The sequence below is a fragment of the Micromonospora craterilacus genome (assembly GCF_003236315.1).
GTDB classification, from domain to species: Bacteria; Actinomycetota; Actinomycetes; order Mycobacteriales; family Micromonosporaceae; genus Micromonospora; species Micromonospora craterilacus.
On the sequence record NZ_POTY01000505.1, the window covers coordinates 1 to 1013 of the forward strand.

The window sequence follows — 1013 nt, forward strand, 5'->3', positions numbered from 1 at the left end:
GGGTGTGGCGGTGGGGGTCGTTGTGGCTGTCGGAGTGGGCGTCGGGCCGCCAGTCAGGGCCGCGGTCAGCGCCGGGTACCACCGGTCGGAGATCTTCCGGTCGCCGGCGGCGTTGGGGTGCACCCCGTCGTAGGTGTCGGCGGCCGTGCTGAAGCCGGTCCACTGGTCGACCACGACGATCGGCGACTGCGCGGTGGTCTTGCCCGCCGCCCAGCCGTCGATGGCGCTGTTGAGGGCCACCACCCGCTGGCCACAGTCGGGGCAACTGCTCGGCGCCATCGGGATGATCTTCGCGACCAGGACGCGCATGGCGGGGTTGCTGGCGCGCATCTGGTCGACCAGCCTGCCGTACGCGGCCAGGATCGTGGCGGGGGCGATGTTGCTCCACACGTCGTTGGTGCCGAAGTGCATGAGTACGACGTCGGGCCGGGTCGCCGACAGCCAGCCCGGCAGCTGGTTCTGGTTGGCCACGTTGGTGACCAGGGCGCCGCCGTGGCCCTCGTTGTCGCCGTCGTACGGCTGGCCGCACCCCTGCGGGCCGAGCGTGCCGACGAAGTCGATGTTGGTGTACCCGGCCGACTGGAGGCGGTTCCAGAGCAACGCCCGCCAGCAGCCGGGAGATCCGGTGATCGAGTCGCCGAGCGGCATGACCCGCACGGGCGCGGCCAGCGCTGCCGGCACGGCGGCAAGCACCGGCCGGGACGACACCGCGGAGTTGGCGGGCGGAGCGGGCAGCGCCGACCACGTGGTGACGGCGAGAAGGACGGCCACGAACGCGGCCACCGGAGCGGTAAGCAGAGGCCTTCGGAGCATGATGCGGAAACTCCTGTCACGTATCGAGGAATGTGACGGCCCTGACGCTCCCCCACGCATTCAACCAAACCAAGCGACAAGCATCAATGAACCCCACTCGACCAACCCGCGGCGATCTTGCACTTTCTGTCGGGACAAAAGCCATATGAGACACATCTCAGCGACCAAAAGTGCAAGATCGCCGCGGGTTGGTCGAGTGG

General features: G+C 69.0%; 1 protein-coding gene. It reads right to left on the reverse strand.

The genetic code is table 11. The features are described from left to right. A partial coding sequence (locus C1I95_RS34115; protein ID WP_111220236.1) for an SGNH/GDSL hydrolase family protein occupies window positions 1–813 on the reverse strand: 813 nt, incomplete at its 3' end. Window positions 814–1013: the final 200 nt, after the last annotated feature.